Origin of the sequence: Mumia sp. zg.B53, assembly GCF_019550935.1 — a bacterium.
In the GTDB taxonomy this organism is placed as follows: Bacteria; Actinomycetota; Actinomycetes; order Propionibacteriales; family Nocardioidaceae; genus Mumia.
Map to the genome: position 1 here is coordinate 1,105,093 of NZ_JAHWCK010000001.1, position 14,689 is coordinate 1,119,781.

A 14,689-nucleotide genomic window follows, 5' to 3' on the forward strand; every position below is an offset into this window, starting at 1 on the left:
CACAATGGACGGATTGTCACCCGTGCTCGACACAGGATTGCGGAGTGTAGCCTTCTGCCATGCCGCTCCCGACGCTCCGCGCCGTCTTGGCCTCGGACGCCCTCCGCGTCGCCGAGCCGCAGGTGCTGGCGGGCGCCGACCGGCTCGACCGGCAGGTCCGTTGGGTCCACGTCAGCGAGGTCCGAGAGGTCACCGGGCTGCTCACCGGCGGCGAGCTGCTCCTCTCCACCGGCCTGGCGATGCGGGGGGACGAGGCCGACGCGGCGGCGTACGTCGGTGAGCTCGTCGACGCCGGCGCGACCGGGCTCCTCGTCGAGCTCGGCGAGTCCTTCAGCGCGGTGCCCGCGGCGGCGCTGGCCGTCGCCCGTCGGCGCCGGTTCCCCGTGGTCGCCCTCCGGAGGCCCACCCGCTTCGTCGAGATCACCGAGCAGGTGCACCGTGCGATCGTCGCCGAGCAGTACGAGCACGTCGACTTCGCGCGGCGGGTCCACGAACGCTTCACCTCGCTGAGCCTCGAGGGAGCCGGGGCCCAGGTGATCGTCGAGGAGACCGCCGCCCTGGCCGGCTCGTCCGTCGTGCTCGAGGACCTGTCTCGTCACGTCGTGGCCTACGCGGCGCTGGGGCGTCCCGCCGCCGGCCTGCTCCAGGCGTGGGAGCGACGCTCGCGGCTGGTCGCCTTCACCGACCTCACCGGCGTGACGGGGCCCGAGGGCTGGATGACCTCCCCGGTCGGCGTGCAGCAGCAGCGCTGGGGCCGGCTGGTCGTCGTGAATCCCGCCTCCGACCAGGAGCGCCTCGCGATGGTCCTCGAGCGCGCGGCCCAGGCGCTGGAGCTCGGCCGGATGGTGGAGAGCGACCGGTTCGGGATCACCCACCAGGCTCAGGGTGGATTCCTCACCGAGCTCGCCGCGGGTCGCGTGGTCGACGTCGCCGAGGCCGAGGCGCGCGCCCGAGCGCTCGGGCTCCCCGCGGTGGCGCCGTACGTGGCCCTCGTCGTGCGCGCCGCACCGCGCGCCGGAGGGACGAGCACCGATCCGGTGGCGGCCCACCGCGGCGCACGGCGCCTCGTCGAGCGCGTCGCCCAGGCCGGGCGCGACGCCCGGCTCCCCCTCATCCTCGGCTCGCTCGGGCCTGTGGAGGTGGCGGTGCTGCTCGCGACCGGCGAGCGGGGCGGCGACGCCGCTGTCGCGCAGCTCGCGGAGACCCTGCACGCCCAGCGCGTCCGCCAGCCCGACCTCGATCCCGTGTCGGTCGGCGTGGGCGTCCCTGCCGAGACGGTGCTCACCGCCGGCGCTGGGCTGCGGCACGCCCAGCACGTCGCGGAGGTGGCCCACGCCCTGCCACCGGCACGCCGCAGACCGTTCTTCCGGGCCAGCGACGTCCGTCTCCACGGACTTGTGGCCCTCTTGCAGGACGACCCGCGGGTCCAGGCGTTCGCCGAGGCAGAGCTCGACCGGCTGCTCGTCCACGAGGCGACGCACGAGGACGGGATGCTCCAGCTGCTCCGCCAGTACCTCGCCGTGGGCGGCAACAAGACCGAGCTGGCGCGCGTCAGCCACCGCAGCCGCCCCGCGCTCTACAAGAAGCTCGCGCACCTCGAGCGCATCCTCGGCGTCCGCCTCGACGACGCCGACTCCCGGCTCGCCCTGGGGGTCGCCCTCCTGGTGCACGACCAGCCGCGGTGACCGCGCGCCGTCGACGCCGCCTCGACCGATAGGTTGGTGACCCAGGCCGCACCGGCGGCCACGGGAGCGAGGAGCACGACATGACGACCTGGGGCTGGATCGCCGTCTTCACCGTGGTGGCAGGTTTCGGCATGCTGCCGCTCGTCGTCGACCGCGCGACGTCCGCCAAGCTCGTCGGCACCGCTGCGGCGTGCCTGGTGCTCGCCTTCTTCGCCGCCCTCCTCGTCATCGCACTGCCGAAGACGATCGCCTGAGCGGCGACACGACGTCACCGCAGACGACCCTGTGGTGACATACCGGCTGTTGTCCGCGCGCGGACGACGTGCTGGAATCGCGCCATGACCACACCCCGCGCCTTCGACCCCGCCAGCATCCCCGCCGGACAGCACATCGGCGGTCGGTACGCCGACGGCTCCGGTGCCGACGACGTCGTGGTCAGCAACCCCGCGACGGGGGAGGTCGTACGCAGGTTCGCCTCGGCCACAGACTCCGACGTCGACGACGCGGTGGCCGCAGCGGCCCGCGCGTACCCCGGATGGTCCGCCGCCACCCCTGGTGAGCGGAGCACCGCGCTCCACGCGCTGGCGCGCCGGCTCGAGCAGATCGCGGACGACCTCGCCGCCGCCGAGACGTTGCAGACGGGCAAGTCGATCCGGATGTCCACGGAGTTCGACGTCCCGGGCACGATCGACAACACCGCCTTCTTCGCCGGGGCTGCCCGCAACCTGGAGGGCAGGGCGAGCGCCCGCTACTCCGCCGACCACACCTCCTCGATCCGGCGTGAGCCGATCGGCGTGGTCGGCTCGGTCGCCCCGTGGAACTACCCGCTCCAGATGGCGGCCTGGAAGGTCCTCCCGGCGATCGCCGCTGGCAACACCGTGGTCCTCAAGCCGGCCGAGATCACACCGTTCACCTCCCTGATGCTCGCCCAGGCCGCCACCGAGGCCGGGCTGCCCGACGGTGTCGTCAACGTCGTCAACGGCCCCGGTCCGACGACCGGGAGCGCCGTCGTCGGCCACCCGGGCGTCCGCATGGTGTCCTTCACCGGGTCGACGGCGGTCGGCCGGCAGATCGCGACGACGGCCGCCGCCTCGGTGAAGCGCGTACACCTCGAGCTGGGCGGCAAGGCGCCGTTCGTCGTGTTCGACGACGCCGACCTCGAGGCGGCCGTCCGTGGCGCCGTCGCGGGCTCGCTGATCAACGGCGGGCAGGACTGCACGGCGGCCACCCGGGCGTACGTCCACGCGAGCCTCTTCGAGGCGTTCGTCGACGGGGTCGCCGAGCTGATGGGCAAGGTGGTCGTCGGAGACCCCACTGACCCCGCGACCGACCTCGGGGCGCTCAGCTCGGCGGCGCACCGCGACAAGGTGGCCGCGATGGTCGACCGCGCCCGGGCCGCCGGCGCCCAGGTGGTGTGCGGTGGAAGCTCGCCCGAGCGCTCGGGCTTCTTCTACGAGCCGACCCTCCTGACGGGGCTCCCCCAGGACGCGGAGGCCGTCCAGCAGGAGATCTTCGGGCCGGTTCTGGTGGCGCTTCCGTTCGAGTCCGACGACGAGGCGGTCCGGCTCGCCAACGACACCCCGTACGGCTTGGCGGCGTCGGCGTGGACGCGTGACGTCTACCGTGCCCAGCGCGCGGCCGCGGAGATCCAGGCCGGCTGCGTGTGGATCAACGACCACATCTCCATCGTCTCCGAGATGCCGCACGGCGGCTACAAGCAGTCGGGCTACGGCAAGGACATGAGCGCGTACTCGTTCGAGGAGTACACCCAGGTCAAGCACGTGATGCAGGACGTGACCGGCACTGCTCGCAGGCCGTGGCACAGCACCGTCATGGGGGTGTGACCGGCGGCACCTTCAGCAGAGCCGGGGGATTGCATAGAAGGTCTATCTGTTGACGGGCGTATAACATAGCTCTGTGGACTCGCTGCCTCCGGTCGACCAGACCGACATCCGGTTCACGCTCGGGATGCAGCTGCGAGAGCTCTTGCGCGTCGCACCATCGGTGCACGCCCGCCTCGCCTCCGAGATCGGGATCGGCGTCACCGACGCCCTGGCGCTCGACAACGCCATGGCGGCACTGCCGCGACCCCTGGGCGTCGGCGACCTGGCCCACCGGCTCGGAATCCGTTCCGCCTCGGCGACCGTCGCGGTCGACCGCCTGGTCTCATCGGGGCACATGGAGCGCACTCCGCACCCGACCGACCGGCGTCGCACCAGCCTCCAGCCGACCGGCTCCGCCTACTCCGACGCCCGACGTGCTCTCTCTCCGCTGATCTCCGCCATCCGCGAGCTCACCTCCGACCTCGATGACGAGTCGGCCCGCACGATCACGACGTTCCTCGACGACGCCATCGCGATCCTGCGCGAGTACGCCGACCACGGAGGCGCCGACGAGCCCGTGCGCGGGCCCGCGAGCGACGACCCGGCTCCCCGTTCCGACACCTAGGAGAGTGCGGCCAGAGCGGCGCGGATCAGCCGTTCGTCCCGCTCACGCACCACGAGGGTGACCGCACGCTCGCCGCGTCGGACCGCTCGGGCGGCCCGGTCCGCGCCGGGCGACCCGATCTCCACCGCGCCCACCTCGTCGGTCAGCGTGCGTACGGCGAGGGCATCGAGGACGAGCGGCCCGTGGATCTCGTCGCGGTCGACCTCCACCCGCGTGCGGTCGCGGGTCGCACGAGCGCGCGCCTGAGCCACGACGACGTCCACGAGCGAGTCACGCTCCGGCTCGGTCGGGGCCCGCACGTCGAGGACGCCGGCGGTCTCCCCGGCGGTGAGGCCGTCGGCGGGCTCGCGGGACGTGAGTTCGCCGAAGGTGGCGCGTACGTCGGCATCTCCGTGCACCTTGGCCTGCTTCGCGGCCGCCAGGACCGTCATCGCACAGGTCAGCGAGGGGTCGGCGCGTACCGCCATGGGCGCCTCGTACGGCACGGGGTCGCCGCGGAAGGTGAACCTCCACCGACCGCGTGGCCAGGCGATTGAGACGACCCCCGCCGCGGCCTCGGGTGGGAGCACGCAGGCGAGGTCGTCGGCGACCTCGACCCAGACGCCCGAGGGTGTGCGCCACCAGGTCCACCCAGGCCCCTGCTCCACCACCGACGCACCGTCCATGACGGCCATCCTGCCGGGTCTGGCACGAGGAGCGCGACACCTGCACGGGATACTGGCGCCATGCGCATCACCCGGGACGACACCGACGCTGTCGAGGAGTCCGACCTCACCGCCCGCCAGAAGGCCGAGAAGCTGGTCGAGCTCGCCACCGGCGCGGGCTATGAGCTCGCCGACGACGTCACACCGCGCTCGCTCCTGGTCGCCGCCTCGGAGTTCCTCGGGTTCGACGGCTCGTGGGACCGGCAGGAGGAGGTGCTGGCGATGGCGGACACGGCCGCGGGCGCCTCGGCCATCCACCCCGACGTCGTGCGGGTCGGCGCTGCGCTCGCACGTGGTCTCGACCCGTCGGAGTACGCCGACCGCTACCGCCGGTCGGGACGCATCACGCCACTGTCGGCCCACTACATGGCCGACCTCTACGACGAGGCCGGCGAGCCGCTGGCGGCCGAGCGGTGGCTCAACATCGGGATCCGGGCGCTGGAGCACCTCGACCCCGACATGGTGGACACGAGCACCTGGGACCTTCTGCTCCTGTCCCGCCGCAACCTGCGCGCACGCCTCGGCCGCCCCAAGGACGGGTACGACGAGGAGGCAGAGGCCGCCGACACGCACGTCGCGATCGACAGCGACGAGAGCGATTGACATGGAGCTCGGGGACGTCGTCCGGAGGCGACGGATGGTGCGGGCCTACGACGGACGACCGGTGCCGCGGGCACTCGTCGACCGGATGCTCGAGCACGCGACCCACGCTCCGAGCGCGGGGTTCAGCCAGGGATGGGCCTTCCTCGTCCTGGACTCCCCCGAGGACGTCACCCGGTTCTGGGAGGCGACGACGCCCCCGGACCGGGCGGCCGCGCCGTCACGGTGGCAGCGCGGCATGCGGACCGCTCCGGTGGTGATCGTGCCGCTGGCGCACAAGGACGCCTACCTCGAGCGCTACGCCGAGCCCGACAAAGGATGGACCGACCGCGACGAGGCACGCTGGGCGGTGCCGTACTGGTACGTGGACACCGCCATGGCGTCGCTGCTCATCCTGCTGACCGCCGTCGACGAGGGCCTCGGCGCGTGCTTCTTCGGGATCCCCCCGACGCGTACGGCCGCGTTCCGCAGCACCTTCGGCGTCCCTGAGGCGTACGACCCGATCGGCGCGGTCACGGTCGGATACCGCGCCGAGGACCACGTGCCGTCCTCGCGCGGACGTGCGCGCCGTGGACTCGACGAGGTCGTCCACCGGGGGTCGTGGGGCCTGCCGTCCGACGATGATCTTGGCATGTGATCAACATCACGAGTAGCCTCACCGCATGCTGCTCGCCGAGGAACTCACGCTGCTCGCTCTCGACCCGGAGACGGGAATGCTCCGGGGACGTGAGGCGTGCGTCGACCACGCCCTCGCCGGTGCCGTCCTCCTCGACCTCGCCGCGGCCGGCCACCTCCGTCTCGACGACGACACGATGCTCGTCCTCGGTGACACGTCACCGAGGTCGCCGCTGCTCGGCGGCGGCCTCTCCTTGCTGACCGGCCAGCTCCCCGTCGGCGTGCGTGATGCGATCCGGCACCTCGCGCCCACGCTGCGGGCCACGGTGCTCGAGAGCATGGCCGAGCGCGGCATGCTGCGGCGCGAGATTCACCGCAGCCTGGTGCTCAAGATCCTCGTCCGGTGGTACACCGCGTCACCCGACACGAGCTACTCCGTCCGCGCCGACCTGGAGACGATCTTCGCGGCTGTCGGCGGCTCGGCACCTGAGCCCGGCACCGACCTCGAGCCACGGGCGGCCGGCCTCCTCACCGTCCTCGACGGGGCCGATCTTCTCGAGCTGGTGAGCCCGTCGCAGCCGGACACGACACAGGTGCGCTCGTGGTGCCAGACACCGCGGCCCGACGAGGGTGACGACCTCCGTTGCGCCGTGCACGCCGCGCTCAGCGAGCTCTCTGCTCCCGGTCCGAGAGCCTCGCGCACGTCCAGGCGGACCGCCTCGGTCTGAGGCGCCGGCGGGTCAGCCCTCGGGTCCCCGTGACCTCGGATACGCGCGGGGCGCACCCAGGTCGCATCCCGGCTGCCTCTCGACGGGGATGGTGTGCGCTCTCGGCCTGGTACGGATCGTCGCCCAGGCCACGATCGCGCCGAGTCCCAGCATCGCCGCACAGATGACCATCGCCTGGTCGAAGCCCGCGTCGAACACTCCCGGGTCCGACAGCGCACCGCCGACGATCCCGACCAGGGGCGGCAGCGCGGCCACCGCGAGCAGCTGCGCCGTACGCGCCACCGCGTTGTTCACCCCCGACGCGATCCCGGCGAGGCGGTCGGGCGCCGCGGCCAGGACCGCCGTGGTCAGCGGCGCCACCAGCACCGTGAGCCCGATCCCGAAGACGACGACTCCCGGCGCCACCTCGCTCAGGTACGCCGCGTCCGGACCGATCCGCAGCATCAGCAGCAGCCCAGCCGCCGCGACGACCGGCCCCACGGTCATGGGGATCCGCGGCCCGATGCGGGTCGCCACGGCGCCGGCGTAGGAGGAGAAGAGAAGCATCAGGAACGTGACCGGGAGCGTCGCCGCGCCCGCCGCCAGCGGCGAGTAGCCGGCGACGACCTGCAGCTGCACCACGAGCAGGAAGAAGACCGCGCCCAGCGCGCCGTACACGACGAACGTCACCAGGTTCGCGCCGCTGAACACCCGGTCGCGAAAGAGGCCCAGCGGCACGAGCGGGTCAGGACTGCGACGCTCGTGCACGACGAAGAGCAGCAGGACGACGAGACCGCCGACGGCCAGCCAGTCGCTGGAGGCGATGAGGCCGTAGGTCAGGACGGCCAGTCCGCCCGCGGCCAGCGCCACCCCGAGGAGGTCGAGATGCTTCGGCGCCCGCGGGTCCCGACTCTCGGGCACGTGCCGGGCGCACACCCAGACCACCAGCACCGCGAGCGGCAGGTCGAGCAGGAACACCGCACGCCAGCTCACCGCCTCCACGAGCCATCCCCCGAGGAGGGGGCCCACGGCCGCAGCGACTCCGCCAAGTCCCGACCACGCCCCGATCGCCGCTCCTCTGTCCTCGGGGTCGAACGACGCGGAGATCAGCGCCAGGCTCCCCGGTGTCAGCAGAGCCCCGCCGATGCCTTGGAGGACGCGGGCGGCGATCAGCGTGGAGACGTCCGGAGCGACGCCGCACAGCAGCGAGGCGACCGCGAACCAGAGCACGCCGATCACGAACACCCGCCGCCGGCCGAAGCGGTCACCGAGTGCGCCGCCGAGCAGGATCAGCGACGCGAGGCTCAGCGTGTAGCCGTTGACGACCCACTGCAGACCGCCGATGTCGGCGTCGAGGTCGTCGCCGATCGTGGGGAGGGCGACGTTGACCACGGTGCCGTCGAGCATCGCCATGCTCGACCCGAGCACGGTGGCGAGCAGGAGCCAGCGGCCTGCGGCGCTGCGGAGACGGACGGGCTCGTCCACGTGCGACACCGTACGCACCGATGGGACGTCATGGGGAAGACTGGCGTCATGACGGTACGCACGCCCGACCCCAACCCCGGCTGGCTCTCCGATCACGCGCTCGACGAGACCCGCGGCCGGGTCCCGATCCTCTACGTCGAGGCGATCCCGGTCCGCATGGATCCTGACGGGCTCGTCGCCGAGATCGGGCTGCTGCTGCGGGGCTCCGCGCACACCGGCGCGATCTCGCGCTCGTTCGTCTCCGGGCGCGTCATGCACGGCGAGCGCGTCCGCGACGCTCTGATGCGCCACCTCGAGAAGGACCTGGGCCCGACCGCCTTCCCGGTGCTGCCGGTCAGCACCGTGCCGTTCGCGGTCACCGAGTACTTCCCCTACCCGGGGGCGTCGCAGTTCTTCGACGCCCGCCAGCACGCCGTCGCGCTCGCGTACGTGGTGCCGGTCTCGGGCGAGTGCCAGCCGCGCCAGGACGCGCTGGAGCTGACGTGGCTCACCCCGGGCGAGGCGTCGACCGACGCGGTCGCGGCCGAGATGGAGGGCGGTCGCGGGGCGCTGCTGCGGCAGGCGCTGGGCTACCTGGGGGTGCTCGGCGGCTGACCGCCTCAGCCCACCGCCTTGAGCCCCACCACCCCGCCGATGATCATCGCGAGGAACAGCAGGCGCACCACGGAGACCGGCTCGACACCGGTCGCCATCGCGTACCCGACGGTGAGCGAGGCGCCGATGCCGACCCACACGGCGTACGCGGTGCCGGTCGGCAGGCTCCGCATGGCGTACGCCAGCCCGACCATGCTGAGGACCACCGCCATGCCGAACACAACCGACGGGACGAGTCGGGTGAGACCGGCCGATCGCCCGAGCGCGGTCGCCCAGACCGCTTCGAGGACGCCGGAGACGACGAGGACCAGCCATGCCATGACGAGCTCCTGACCACGTGGTGTCGACGTCTTCGCATGACCGGGTACGTCGCTTCTCGTCCGGAGCCGGGTGGCTGATCACAGCGTACGAGACGCCTCGAAGTTACCCACCGGTAGTGTTTGGCGTACCTTACCCAGAGAACGCCCTTCGCTGGGGCTAAGGTGCGCTAGTCAGTACTACCGGCAGGAGCAGAGCATGCAGGTCGTCGCGATCGTCGTCTCGCTGGCCATCACCGCCGTCGCCGTCGCGCTCGCCGCCAGGGCGGTCGCCTCGATGGTGCGCGTGGTGAGGATGGGCCGGCAGACGCACAACCGGACCGACAACCCGGGGACGCGCTGGAAGAACATGCTGGTCGAGACCCTCGGCCACACGCGGATGCTCCAGTGGCACTGGATCGGCATCATGCACTGGTTCGTGTTCGCGGGGTTCATCCTGCTGTCCACGATGGTCGCCGCGGCCTACTTCCAGATCTTCGACGCCCACGCGGTGCTTCCGATCATCGGGCACTGGGTCGTCTACCAGTGGGTGAGCGACCTCCTGTCGTGGCTGACCCTGATCGGCATCCTGTACCTGATCTTCGTCCGCCAGCGGAACAAGCCCAACAAGCTCGGCCGCAAGTCCCGCTTCTTCGGCTCCACGTTCTGGCAGGCCTACTTCGTCGAGGCTGTCATCCTGTCGGTCGTCGTCTGCGGCTTCCTGCTCCGCGGCCTCGAGTACGCGCTGTTCTCGCACGACGACCCCGCCCAGGCGACGTTCGCCCACTTCCCCGGCACCTTCTGGCTCGGCGAGCTCTTCTCCGGGATGTCGGCCGGAGCGCTCGAGACGACCATCTACGCCGTCGCGATGGTGAAGATCGCCATCTCGATGACCTGGTTGATCACGATCTCGCTCAACATCACCATGGGTGTCGCCTGGCACCGCTTCACCGCCTGGGTCAACATCTGGTTCAAGCGCGAGGCCTCCGGCGCTCCCGCCCTCGGTGGGCTGAAGCCGATCTACGTGGACGACACGCCGGTCACGATCGAGACGATGGAGGACCTCGACGAGGACGCGTTCGAGAAGCTCGGTGTCGGCAAGGTCGAGGACTTCTCCTGGAAGGGCATCCTCGACTTCACCACCTGCACCGAGTGCGGCCGCTGCCAGTCGCAGTGCCCCGCCTGGAACACCGACAAGCCGCTCTCGCCCAAGCTGCTCGTGATGGGTCTGCGCGACCACGCGTACGCCAAGGCGCCGTACGTCCTCGCCGGCGAGGACGGTCGCGACGGTCTCTCCGAGGCGGTCACCACGGAGGCGGAGCGTCCGCTGATCGGCGACGAGTCGGTCTACGGCGTCATCGACCCCGACGTCCTCTGGTCCTGCACCAACTGCGGCGCCTGCGTCCAGCAGTGCCCGGTCGACATCGAGCACGTCGACCACATCATGGACATGCGCCGCTACCAGGTGCTCGTGGAGTCCAACTTCCCCACCGAGCTCAACAACATCTTCAAGGGCCTCGAGCGCAAGGGGAACCCCTGGAACATGTCGCCCAAGAACCGGATGGACTGGGCGAAGGACCTCGATTTCGAGGTGAAGCAGGTCGGCGTCGACATCGAGGACCTGGACGAGGTCGACTGGTTGTTCTGGGTCGGCTGCGCCGGGGCGTACGAGGACCGCGCCAAGAAGACCACGCAGGCGGTCGCCGAGCTGCTCGACACCGCGGGCGTCTCGTTCGCCGTCCTGGGTGACGGCGAGACGTGCTCGGGTGATCCTGCCCGCCGCGCCGGCAACGAGATCGTGTTCGCCCAGCTCGCGGCGCAAAACGTCGAGGTCTTCAAGGAGACGAAGGTCAAGAAGGTCGTCTCGACCTGCGCCCACTGCTTCAACACGCTCAAGAACGAGTACAAGGACTTCGGCATCGAGCTCGAGGTCGTGCACCACACGCAGCTGCTCAACCGGCTCGTGCGCGAGGGCCGGCTCACGCCGCTCGCACCGGCCGACGAGAAGGTCGCCGGCAAGACGATCACCTACCACGACCCGTGCTTCCTCGGCCGCCACAACAAGGTGTACGAGGCGCCCCGCGAGCTGCTCGACGTGATCCCCAACGCCGAGCTCAAGGAGATGCCGCGCAACTCCGAGCGCTCGTTCTGCTGCGGTGCGGGTGGCGCCCGGATGTGGATGGAGGAGACGCTCGGCGAGCGGATCAACCTCAACCGCACCCAGGAGGCCATCGACACCGGTGCCGACCAGATCGCGGTCGGCTGTCCGTTCTGCCGGGTGATGCTGGCCGACGGCCTGACCGCGAAGCAGGCCGACGGCGCTGCTCGCGAAGAGGTCGAGGTGCTCGATGTGGCGCAGCTGCTCCTCGCCGGCGTCAAGCGCAAGGCGGCCGCCGAGCCCGCGACCGAGCCCGGGCCCGACGCGACCGCCGCCGACGCCGGCATGGCGGCGACGGCGACCGCCGTCCTCGAGCGGCCCGAGGGCCCCGGTGAGGACCTCGACGAGCCCGAGGCGGGCACGCCGGAGGAGAACCGCAAGATCGCCGAGGAGTCCGACATCCCCGTCGACGACGAGGGCCACGGCCACTCCAAGCCCTGACGCCCGCCCTCGCGCGATTCGGTGAGGAGATCGGGGGCCGTCGACGGCCGACTCCCGATTTCCTCACCGAATCGCCGTCTTGGCGGGCGGGGTCAGGCGTCGCGGCGGCGGAGCGCGACAGCTGCGAGCGTCATCAGCACGGCGATCTCCGCCGCGAAGATCGCGAAGCTCGGCCAGGCGTCCAGCAGGTTCGGGTTGAACGACACGGGCGTCGCGATCACCGTTCCGGCGCTGCCCGGCATGACCCGTTCGAGGAACAGGCCGATGTCACCGGGGATCAGCGCGACCATGTTGCTCACCACGAAGCACAGCCCGATGGTGATCGTGATGGCCGCCGCGGTGTGGCGCAGCAGGGTCCCGATCGCGATCGAGAACAGCCCCAGACCCGCCATGAAGAGGCCGCTGCCGTACATCGCCCGCAGCACGTCCCCCTCGAGCGCCATGCCGATGCCCTCGCGGTCGAGGAAGTAGTTGCCGCCGAAGTAGCCGATCAGGGCCGTCAGCGTGCCGACGACGAACAGCAGGCTCGCGACCAGCAGCGACTTCGCTGCGAGCACGCGCCCTCGTCGGGGAACGGCGGCGAACGTCGCCCGGACCATCCCGGTGCCGTACTCGCTGGTGACGGCGAGCACCCCCAGCACGACGGCCGTGATCTGGGCGATCATCATGCCCCAGGTGAGGAAGGCGCCGGGCGACTCGTCGGCCTCCGGGCTCGCGAGCCAGTCGGCATTGCCCCAGCACACGACGATCGTCAGGCCGGCTCCCAGGCCGACCAGAGCGGCGAGGGTCCACCACGTCGCGCGGACCGAGCGCAGCTTGATCCACTCGGCGCTGAGCACGTCGCCGAACCCTTGCCGGTGGACCGCCTGCTCCGACCCGACCGCGACGGTCTGCGTCGCGGTGCTCATGCCGCTGCTCCTGCCGTGACGGCGCCAACCTTCGAGCGGTACTCGACACTGTCGGCGGTCAACCTCATGAAGGCGTCCTCGAGCGAGGACCGCACCAGCGTGAGCTCGTGCAGCGGGAGGCTGTCGTGGTGCAGGAGATCGCCGATCGCCGACGCGTCGAGGCCCTGGACGTGGAGCGCGTCGCCGACGCCCTCCACGTCGAGCCCGCTCCTCGTCAGCAGCTCGGCCACGGCCGTGCGTGCCGGTGACTTGACCCGGACGTACGAGGTGGCGTGCGCGGCGATGAAGTCCTCGGTCGACATGTCGGCGAGGATCTGTCCGCGCCCGATGACGATCAGGTGGTCGGCCATCATCGCCATCTCCGACATGAGGTGGCTGGAGATGAAGACCGTACGGCCTTCGTCGGCGAGCCGGCGCGCGAGTGCGCGGACCCACCTGATGCCCTCGGGGTCGAGCCCGTTGACCGGCTCGTCGAGGATGACGACCGGCGGATCGCCGATCAGCGCAGCGGCGATCCCGAGCCGCTGCCCCATCCCCAGCGAGTAGCGTCCCGCCCGCTGACGAGCCACGGACTCCAGACCGACGAGCTCGAGCACCTCACCGACGCGGGTGGCCGGGATGCCGTTGCTCGCGGCGAGCCAGCGCAGGTGGTCACGCGCTGATCGGCCGGGGTGGAAGGCGTGGGCGTCGAGGAGCGCGCCGACCGAGCGCAGCGGCGCAGGTGACGTCTGGTGCCGATGACCGTTGACCGTCACCGAGCCCGCCGTCGGGGCGTCCAGACCGAGGATCATCCTCATGGTGGTCGACTTCCCCGCACCGTTGGGGCCGAGGAATCCGGTCACGCGACCTGGTCTGACCGTGAAGTCGATGGCGTCGACGGCGACCTTGTCGCCGAACGTCTTGGTGAGTGCCTGGGCGCGGATCATCCGATCGCCCGCCCCGATGTCTGAGCTGTCCATGCGCTCAGAGTCACGGGCAGTGGCGCCTGGGGGCATCGGGGAACCACCCCGACCGTCCCCTGAGCCGACCCTGGAGACCGCCGTCGTACGGCGTCAGCCGATGACGGGGCGTGACTCCCCCAGCGCGGGGCGTGCGCCGGTACGAGACACCGCGAGAGCGGCCGTCTCCGCCCCTCGGCGCAGCGCCTGCTGCGCGTCGAGGCCGTCCACGCTCGCGGAGAGGAAGCCGGCGGCGAACGCGTCACCCGCGCCGGTGAGGTCCTCGACCTCCGTCTTCTCGGCGCGCTGGCGTACGAGGAAGCCGTCGGGGGTCATCTGGACCGCCCCCGAGGCGCCGAGGGTGGCGACCGCGGTCGGGTACCACCGGCCCAGCGCCAGCAGCGCCCTGTCGGGTTCGTCCTCCCCGGTCATGCATCGCAGCTCGTCGGCGTTGGGCAGAATCACGTCGGCCCCGGACGTCCAGTCCACGAATTCCTCGACCCCGGCCTCGCGCAGGAACGCCACCGACCCCGGGTCGACCGACACCACAGCGCCGCGGTCGCGTGCACGGGCGACGATCTCCTGCGCGACCGGACGCGTCGCGGGATCGAAGAACGAGTAGCCGGTGAGGTGGACCCACCGGACGTCCTTCCAGGCCGACAGGGGGACGTCCTTGGTCGACAGGGCGCTGTTCGCGCCGCGGTCGACGAACATCGTCCGCTCTCCCGCCTCGTCGAGGGTGATGACGATCGTGGCGGTGTCGTGCTCCCCGTCGGCGGCGATGCGCGCCTGCACGCCGAAGCGCTCGAGCGACTCCGTGTGCCGGCGTGCGCCGTCCCTGCCGGCACGTCCGACGAACATCACATCGGCACCGAGCGACCCCAGCCACGCCGCGACGTTCGCCGCGGAACCGCCATCGCGCCTGCGGATCACCGCGGGGGTGTCGCTCGCTGGGGTGACAGTCGAGAGGGGCCGGACGATGAGGTCGTCGACCACGTCACCGACCACGAGGATGCGTGCCATGCGTCGAACGCTACCGCCCGGATAATCGGGTGCGCCGGACCTGCCCCTCGCCCTAGTGTCGGAGCCAGTTGCCAACGAACGAGCCGC

Annotated in this window: 15 protein-coding genes and 1 riboswitch; of the genes, 9 read left to right on the forward strand and 6 right to left on the reverse strand. The window is 71.4% G+C overall.

What is annotated here, in order from left to right:
- The first annotated feature begins 59 nt into the window (after positions 1 to 59).
- The 4 genes from KV102_RS05250 (at position 60) to KV102_RS05265 (ending at position 4,133) form a co-directional block, all read left to right on the forward strand.
- Positions 60 to 1,685: a PucR family transcriptional regulator gene (locus KV102_RS05250; protein ID WP_220342344.1), complete on the forward strand. Its 1,626-nt coding sequence runs from the start codon at positions 60 to 62 to the stop codon at positions 1,683 to 1,685.
- Between the two features lie 80 nt (positions 1,686 to 1,765).
- Positions 1,766 to 1,939 carry a hypothetical protein gene (locus tag KV102_RS05255; protein WP_220345510.1) on the forward strand — a complete coding sequence of 58 codons (174 nt, stop codon included), beginning with the start codon at positions 1,766 to 1,768 and terminating at the stop codon, positions 1,937 to 1,939.
- Between the two features lie 84 nt (positions 1,940 to 2,023).
- Positions 2,024 to 3,529 carry a gamma-aminobutyraldehyde dehydrogenase gene (locus KV102_RS05260; RefSeq protein ID WP_220345511.1) on the forward strand — a complete coding sequence of 502 codons (1,506 nt, stop codon included), beginning with the start codon at positions 2,024 to 2,026 and terminating at the stop codon, positions 3,527 to 3,529.
- A gap of 73 nt (positions 3,530 to 3,602) precedes the next feature.
- A complete protein-coding gene (locus KV102_RS05265; RefSeq protein WP_220342347.1) occupies positions 3,603 to 4,133 on the forward strand; it encodes a MarR family winged helix-turn-helix transcriptional regulator in 531 nt (176 codons plus the stop codon).
- Here the strand turns inward: KV102_RS05265 and KV102_RS05270 are convergent.
- On the reverse strand, positions 4,130 to 4,798 hold the full coding sequence (locus KV102_RS05270; protein WP_220345512.1) for a hypothetical protein: 669 nt from the start codon (positions 4,796 to 4,798) through the stop codon (positions 4,130 to 4,132). The two genes, KV102_RS05265 and KV102_RS05270, sit on opposite strands and share 4 nt — an antisense overlap.
- Before the next feature lie 60 nt (positions 4,799 to 4,858).
- Between KV102_RS05270 and KV102_RS05275 the strand changes: the two genes are divergently transcribed.
- Genes KV102_RS05275 through KV102_RS05285 form a run of 3 tightly spaced genes read left to right on the forward strand, consistent with a single transcriptional unit; the run spans position 4,859 to position 6,780 of the window.
- Positions 4,859 to 5,440 (forward strand): hypothetical protein, encoded by a 582-nt coding sequence (locus tag KV102_RS05275; protein ID WP_220342349.1) that lies wholly within the window; start codon positions 4,859 to 4,861, stop codon positions 5,438 to 5,440.
- A 1-nt stretch (position 5,441) separates the two neighbouring features.
- A complete protein-coding gene (locus KV102_RS05280; RefSeq protein ID WP_220342350.1) occupies positions 5,442 to 6,074 on the forward strand; it encodes a nitroreductase family protein in 633 nt (210 codons plus the stop codon).
- A gap of 25 nt (positions 6,075 to 6,099) precedes the next feature.
- The gene (locus KV102_RS05285) at positions 6,100 to 6,780 is read left to right on the forward strand and encodes a GPP34 family phosphoprotein (RefSeq protein ID WP_220345513.1); all 681 of its coding nucleotides are present in this window, start codon (positions 6,100 to 6,102) and stop codon (positions 6,778 to 6,780) included.
- A gap of 12 nt (positions 6,781 to 6,792) precedes the next feature.
- Here the strand turns inward: KV102_RS05285 and KV102_RS05290 are convergent, their stop codons facing one another.
- On the reverse strand, positions 6,793 to 8,244 hold the full coding sequence (locus tag KV102_RS05290; RefSeq protein WP_308290233.1) for an MFS transporter: 1,452 nt from the start codon (positions 8,242 to 8,244) through the stop codon (positions 6,793 to 6,795).
- Between the two features lie 48 nt (positions 8,245 to 8,292).
- Here KV102_RS05290 and KV102_RS05295 point away from each other — a divergent pair, with 48 nt between their 5' ends.
- Positions 8,293 to 8,838: an NUDIX hydrolase family protein gene (locus KV102_RS05295; RefSeq protein ID WP_220342352.1), complete on the forward strand. Its 546-nt coding sequence runs from the start codon at positions 8,293 to 8,295 to the stop codon at positions 8,836 to 8,838.
- 5 nt (positions 8,839 to 8,843) lie between these two features.
- Here KV102_RS05295 and KV102_RS05300 read toward each other — a convergent pair whose 3' ends face one another.
- Complete coding sequence (locus KV102_RS05300) at positions 8,844 to 9,158, reverse strand: multidrug efflux SMR transporter (RefSeq protein ID WP_220345514.1); 315 nt, start codon at positions 9,156 to 9,158, stop codon at positions 8,844 to 8,846.
- Between the two features lie 19 nt (positions 9,159 to 9,177).
- A riboswitch (guanidine-III (ykkC-III) riboswitch) is annotated at positions 9,178 to 9,238 on the reverse strand.
- A 116-nt stretch (positions 9,239 to 9,354) separates the two neighbouring features.
- On the opposite strand from KV102_RS05300, the gene KV102_RS05305 reads away from it, so the two are divergent.
- On the forward strand, positions 9,355 to 11,733 hold the full coding sequence (locus tag KV102_RS05305) for a (Fe-S)-binding protein (protein WP_220345515.1): 2,379 nt from the start codon (positions 9,355 to 9,357) through the stop codon (positions 11,731 to 11,733).
- 92 nt (positions 11,734 to 11,825) lie between these two features.
- Here KV102_RS05305 and KV102_RS05310 read toward each other — a convergent pair whose 3' ends face one another.
- From KV102_RS05310 to KV102_RS05320, 3 genes are all read right to left on the reverse strand, one after another.
- Positions 11,826 to 12,641 (reverse strand): ABC transporter permease subunit, encoded by an 816-nt coding sequence (locus tag KV102_RS05310; RefSeq protein WP_220345516.1) that lies wholly within the window; start codon positions 12,639 to 12,641, stop codon positions 11,826 to 11,828.
- Positions 12,638 to 13,600 (reverse strand): ABC transporter ATP-binding protein, encoded by a 963-nt coding sequence (locus tag KV102_RS05315; RefSeq protein WP_308289280.1) that lies wholly within the window; start codon positions 13,598 to 13,600, stop codon positions 12,638 to 12,640. The genes KV102_RS05310 and KV102_RS05315 overlap by 4 nt, the downstream gene beginning before the upstream one ends.
- Before the next feature lie 93 nt (positions 13,601 to 13,693).
- The gene (locus KV102_RS05320; RefSeq protein WP_220345517.1) at positions 13,694 to 14,602 is read right to left on the reverse strand and encodes a carbohydrate kinase family protein; all 909 of its coding nucleotides are present in this window, start codon (positions 14,600 to 14,602) and stop codon (positions 13,694 to 13,696) included.
- Positions 14,603 to 14,689: the final 87 nt, after the last annotated feature.

Excerpts from the sequence above, each read along its gene's own strand:
- KV102_RS05305 (WP_220345515.1), top strand. The coding sequence starts at position 9,355 with ATGCAGGTCGTCGCGATCGTCGTCTCGCTGGCCATCACCGCCGTCGCC.
- KV102_RS05285 (WP_220345513.1), top strand. The coding sequence starts at position 6,100 with ATGCTGCTCGCCGAGGAACTCACGCTGCTCGCTCTCGACCCGGAGACG.
- KV102_RS05250 (WP_220342344.1), top strand. The coding sequence starts at position 60 with ATGCCGCTCCCGACGCTCCGCGCCGTCTTGGCCTCGGACGCCCTCCGC.
- KV102_RS05320 (WP_220345517.1), bottom strand. The coding sequence starts at position 14,602 with ATGGCACGCATCCTCGTGGTCGGTGACGTGGTCGACGACCTCATCGTC.
- KV102_RS05310 (WP_220345516.1), bottom strand. The coding sequence starts at position 12,641 with ATGAGCACCGCGACGCAGACCGTCGCGGTCGGGTCGGAGCAGGCGGTC.
- KV102_RS05270 (WP_220345512.1), bottom strand. The coding sequence starts at position 4,798 with ATGGACGGTGCGTCGGTGGTGGAGCAGGGGCCTGGGTGGACCTGGTGG.
- KV102_RS05295 (WP_220342352.1), top strand. The coding sequence starts at position 8,293 with ATGACGGTACGCACGCCCGACCCCAACCCCGGCTGGCTCTCCGATCAC.
- KV102_RS05275 (WP_220342349.1), top strand. The coding sequence starts at position 4,859 with ATGCGCATCACCCGGGACGACACCGACGCTGTCGAGGAGTCCGACCTC.
- KV102_RS05315 (WP_308289280.1), bottom strand. The coding sequence starts at position 13,600 with ATGGACAGCTCAGACATCGGGGCGGGCGATCGGATGATCCGCGCCCAG.
- KV102_RS05260 (WP_220345511.1), top strand. The coding sequence starts at position 2,024 with ATGACCACACCCCGCGCCTTCGACCCCGCCAGCATCCCCGCCGGACAG.
- KV102_RS05300 (WP_220345514.1), bottom strand. The coding sequence starts at position 9,158 with ATGGCATGGCTGGTCCTCGTCGTCTCCGGCGTCCTCGAAGCGGTCTGG.
- KV102_RS05255 (WP_220345510.1), top strand. The coding sequence starts at position 1,766 with ATGACGACCTGGGGCTGGATCGCCGTCTTCACCGTGGTGGCAGGTTTC.
- KV102_RS05280 (WP_220342350.1), top strand. The coding sequence starts at position 5,442 with ATGGAGCTCGGGGACGTCGTCCGGAGGCGACGGATGGTGCGGGCCTAC.